Origin of the sequence: Aquabacterium sp., assembly GCF_004297345.1 — a bacterium.
GTDB lineage: Bacteria > Pseudomonadota > Gammaproteobacteria > Burkholderiales > Burkholderiaceae_C > Aquabacterium.
This window is the reverse complement of sequence record NZ_SCTN01000159.1, coordinates 1-4,887: the sequence shown is the minus strand read 5'-3', so window position 1 is coordinate 4,887 and position 4,887 is coordinate 1. Positions and strand designations below refer to the sequence as shown.

Below are 4,887 nucleotides of genomic sequence, written 5' to 3'. Positions count from 1 at the left end.
GACAGCCGACGCATGGCATAAGCCTGGGCAGGCTTGATGTGGAGCGCGTGAAGACTGTGTGCCATGACATTGCAAATGCGAATCATTGTTAACTAGATTGTAATCAAGAATGATTCGCATTTCAATAGCAGCCGGCACGTGCCCCCTCAAATCCATAATCTGCGCAAAAACAGAGGGCTCTACCCGTGAAATCTCCCCGGTCCAGGATGTACTTTGGGCAACCTGGCTTATTTGCAAATGATTCCCATTTGCAATAGCATGTTTGGCACTCACCTGCAGGAGACACCGCATGTGCCAGCACAGCTTTCAAACGCCCTCACCCATCTTGTCGGAACGCGGGTCAGCCTCCGCGCTTGATCAGGCGCGCTTCGACGCACTGCTCAATGAAAACGCGGTTCTGGCTCGCCACCTCGCGGCAAGCCAGGATCGACACACCCAAGCACAGTTATCGCAATGCAAGCACATTGAGCATCTCGAAGGCGCCTTGATGCGCGCCCGCGCCGAGCTGCTGAAAAAGGACACCGTGATCGCCCAACTTCAGGATCAGTTGCAGGCCTCGGTCACCGCCGCAGATCTGGTCATCTGCCAGACTGGCTGCGTCAGTCACGACGCGTATTGGCGGGTCAAGGACTACTGCAAGCGCACAGGCAAGCGCTGCATATTTGTGGACACGCCCAGCCATTCGGCCATGAAAAAGGCGCTGGAGACCGTCACGCAAGACGCACCATCATCATGAGCCGCCGCCCACGCTGAACGAGCCGCCCTCATAGCGGCCCTGGAACACGCCCATGCCTTTGCCCGTCCACTTCTTGACGTCCTGATTGAGGGCGTCGTATTCAGAGCTACCCAGCTTGTAAGCGTAGGTTGTGCCGATCTGCACGACCCGGGCTGCGCCCGCACCAACAACCTGTGAAGCCCCATAACTGGACAAGAGTACGGTCGACAAGCGCGCACCGGGCTCGACGATCACGTTCCAGCGCACAGGATCGTAGGAGCTCAGCACCAGCACGATGGGCCTGGCCGAAGGCCGCACGCGCACATCGATCGCGCCCATCTTGCGGCCCTCCGGCGTACGCAATGTCGATGGGCTGGTGTTGCCCTGATACACGCCTACGCCTTCAATCTGCGCATCAGCTGCCGCTCTGGCCACAGGCGTATTGGCAATGGCCGCAGCGGCCTGAGCCTCCATGGCCTGCTGTTTCTCGAAGGCTTCCAGCTTGCGCTGGTTGGCAAGGTCCAGCGCCTCAGCCAGGAACGCTGACAGGCCAACGGGCGGACTTGTGGGCAAGCCTGTTGTCAACAACGCGATCTTGTTGTCGTTGAGTTGTGCCAGCTTGTGCAGCGAGGGCACATAGACCAGCCGCGCACCAGGCAGCTTGTCCTTGTCGACTGTGGCAATGGTCTGGGTGCTGGTGTTGAACACGAACATGCGTTGACCATCCCCGCCCGGCATATAGCCGTAGACGAAGAAGCTGTCCTTCTCACCCGTTGGCACAACGGACTGGATGCTGAAGGGATCAAAAGGCGTGGTCTGCAGCGTCAAGCTATCCAGTGCCATGATGGACAAGCCCTTGCCATTGACGATGTAGCAGCCCGACTCATCCGGTGTCAGGCAGTTCTGGGTCGAACTCATGGAGATGCCATCCAGCGGCTTTTCCGCCAACAGGTGAATCTCGGGCTCGGCCTTGTCTCGTTGAACCTCGATCTTGTAGGCGCCTCGCCAGGCCAGCAAGATGTACTGGTCCTTGCTTTTGGCCACGGGCAATATCTGCTGCACCCCGTTCTTGACCACGTTCACGGGCACTTCCTTGCCTGAGCCCAGATCGGCCAGCACAAGCCCGCTCATGTCACTGCGATTGTCGTTGCGCGTGAAGAACAAAGTGCGTTCATCCGCCAGCACGAACTGCTCGCTGCGCACACCTGGCAGGTCCAGCAACACCGTACCGGTTTCGGACTCCCTGACCTTGACCTGCGAACCATCACCCGTCACGAACACCCGGCCGTTGGCCGACAGCGCCAATGGCGTGGCGCTACCGCGAGGTTCGCGCAACAAGGCCTTGCCAGAGACCATGTCCAGCACCTCGATGTCCTGGCTGGCCACCACCAAGGCCACAGCGGCTTTCGAGGCAAATCGAGCGGTCTGGATCGTGCCGTCTGCCACGGTGAACTCAGGCGGGCTGGCAGGTACGGCGCGCAAGGGTGGCTTGGCCAGAATCAGGCCCAGCCTGCGCAACGATAACCACCTGGTGATATCGCTGTCTACGCTTGAGAAACAGGCGCCATCGTTGATGTTCTTGCGGATGTCGTCGGGCGAAGTGAGCCAGGACGGCGCATATCCCTTGGCGCACAACAAGGCACGCAAACGCAGACGCCGCTCGAATTCGGCAGACAGTGCCTTCTTCTGCGCTTCATCGGCCTGGTCCAGCAAAACCGAGCGCGCTGACTTTGCAGATTCAGACACCGGAAAGGCCGCGGTGATGCGGTCTTCAGGCGACATCAAGGTCGCTTGCTTGAAGTCGCAGCCGGCCAATGACAAGCCAGCCAGCAAGCAGATGCCCCACTTGGCCATGTATGTGCGCATTCCATCCCTCCGTCCCTGTCGGACACATGCGGTCTTATCAATGGGCTGTCGCCCTCCCTTCAACATTATGAAAGGCACAAACCGCGCAGCAAAACCGGATATGAACGAAGGAGACGGGGCAATTTCAAGATGCTGGTCAGATGGCCGGCCTGCGATCGAACCAAGGCCTGGCAGCCTCCAGCTCGGCCGCCAGTTGCAGCAAGGTGCCTTCGCCATCCAGCCCTGCCACGAACTGCACACCCAAAGGCAAGTTGGCGCTGTTCCAGTAGAGCGGCACGGACATCGCTGGCCGGCCGCTGAGGTTGGCCAGTTGCGTGAACGGCGTCCACGACAGATTGGCAATCAAGCGCTGATTGAAGGCTGGTGTCTTGCGAACCAGGCCGGAGAGCCCCAGCACGCGGGCCACGTCCATGCTCAAGCTCAACATGCGAGGCGTGGTCAATTGCCCGATGGGCAGGGCCACTTCACTCAGCACGGGGGACAGCCACATGTCGTAGCGCGCATGGAAGGCAGCCAAGGCTCGGTTGTGCGTGTGCCAGTTGTGCTGGGAGCGCATCAGATCCATCACAGATGTGCTTTTGCCAATGGCGGCCATGGCGCGAGTATCAGGCTCGAAGTCGGTCAGGCGCGCCCCTGTCTGGCGGCAGATTTCATCCACCAAGGCAGCAGACAAGCAAAACCACGAGGTGGCGAAATCCTGTGCGACTTGTTCGCCATCGACGCCCGGCGCGGCCTCTTCGACATGGTGGCCCAGCGATGCCAGCAAGCGCGCGGCATCCTGCACCGCCTCCACCGCATCGGCATGCACCGGGGTGCCCACTGGTGAGGCGGTTGAAAAGCCAATGCGCAGCCTGCGCGGCGGCGTGGCGATCTGCTGTAGATAGGGAACGCTTGGGCGAGGCATGAAGTACGGCCCGTGAGGCTCTGGCACTTGCAGCACATCCATCATGGCGGCCGTATCCCGAACGCTGCGCGACAACACGCCATTGACGGCGGCACCGTTGAGGCCTTCAGCGGCCATCGGCCCCATGGACACGCGCCCTCGCCCGGGCTTGAGGCCAAACAAGCCACAAGCGGCAGCCGGGATGCGGATGGAGCCGCCGCCATCATTGGCACCCGCCACAGGCACCAGGCCGGCGGCCACGGCTGCAGCAGAACCGCCAGAAGAACCGCCTGTGGTGCGGCTCAGATCCCAGGGGTTGTGAGCGGGGCCCAAGGCCAATGATTCAGTGACGCCCTTCGAACCCAGCTCGGGGGTATTGGTCATGCCGAAGATCACGGCACCAGCCTCTTCCCAACGGCGGGTGACGTCTGCTGTTTCCTGAGCAGGCACATTGCCCAGTACCTTGGTGCCCCAAGACGTGGGGACACCGGCGATGTCCTGGAAGAGATCCTTGACGAGGAAGGGCACGCCGGCAAAAGGCATGTCGCTTTGCCATGTTCTCGCGGCCTGTTTGCGGGCGCGGTCGTCCAGCCGGCGCACCACGGCATTGAGCCGTGCATGCGTCTGGTCGGTACGCGCCAAAGCGATGTCCAGCAGTTCGGTTGCGTGCACTTGGCCGCTGCGTACAAGGCCGGCCAGGCCCAAACCGTCGTACCGGATGTATTCGTCAAAACGCATGCATGGCTCCATCTGTGACTGCGATGGAGCGAGAATGTACCAATGGTACACAAACAACACAAGCGAGGGTTAACCCAGCAATGGGTGCCATTCAACGTTCGGATGTCAGTGTTTTGAAACGGGGGCTGGCAGAGGCAGCACCCTGGCAAACAAGGCAACCGCCTCTTGCACGCCGACCTCATCGTGGGTGGACAGCAGATCGAGCATCAAGCCCCGGATGACCGCCATGCGCAAGCGGGCCTGCACGCGCCCTTCCTCGGGTGTCATGCCCAGGTGCTCGACCAACTGAGCTGCCGCATGAATCAACCATTGATCAGCCAGTTCGTACAGGAGCGCCTCCTGGCCTTGCGGTTCACCCAGTACACGCCCATAGATCTGGAACAGCGACCGGAAGAAGGGTCGCTGCTCGGGTGAACTGAGGTAAGCCCAGGCCTGCTCGAAGGTGGGCCCTCCTTCGGTGTCCATCAAGGCCAGCAAGCCTTCTGTCTGGATGTGACGCAGCTTGAGCATGATCGCGCGCCAGAAGCCTTCGGATGAGCCGAAGTAGTAGATCAACATGCGGTGGCTGGTGCCCAGAAGCTGCGCCATCGCCCGCAAGGACATCTCCTCGTAGCCGTGCTCGCGCACATGCTGCAAGGCCTTGTCCAGCAGGCGCTGGGCGCCGTCCTGTTGAGATCGGTCGGGA

At 60.9% G+C, this 4,887-nt stretch carries 4 protein-coding genes; 1 reads left to right on the top strand and 3 read right to left on the bottom strand.

Annotated elements, in window-relative coordinates:
• Nucleotides 1-289: 289 nt before the first annotated feature.
• Nucleotides 290-736, top strand: coding sequence for a DUF2325 domain-containing protein (locus EPO09_RS05345; RefSeq protein WP_290640925.1), 447 nt, complete (start codon nt 290-292; stop codon nt 734-736).
• Here EPO09_RS05345 and EPO09_RS05340 read toward each other — a convergent pair.
• From EPO09_RS05340 to EPO09_RS05330, 3 genes are all read right to left on the bottom strand, one after another.
• Nucleotides 731-2,581, bottom strand: coding sequence for a hypothetical protein (locus EPO09_RS05340; RefSeq protein WP_290640923.1), 1,851 nt, complete (start codon nt 2,579-2,581; stop codon nt 731-733). The two genes, EPO09_RS05345 and EPO09_RS05340, sit on opposite strands and share 6 nt — an antisense overlap.
• A gap of 136 nt (nt 2,582-2,717) precedes the next feature.
• Nucleotides 2,718-4,202, bottom strand: a complete 1,485-nt coding sequence (locus tag EPO09_RS05335; RefSeq protein ID WP_290640922.1) for an amidase — start codon at nt 4,200-4,202, stop codon at nt 2,718-2,720.
• Nucleotides 4,203-4,307: 105 nt separating this feature from the next.
• Nucleotides 4,308-4,887 (bottom strand): TetR/AcrR family transcriptional regulator (locus EPO09_RS05330; RefSeq protein ID WP_290640920.1); only part of this gene is annotated, 580 nt, incomplete at its 5' end.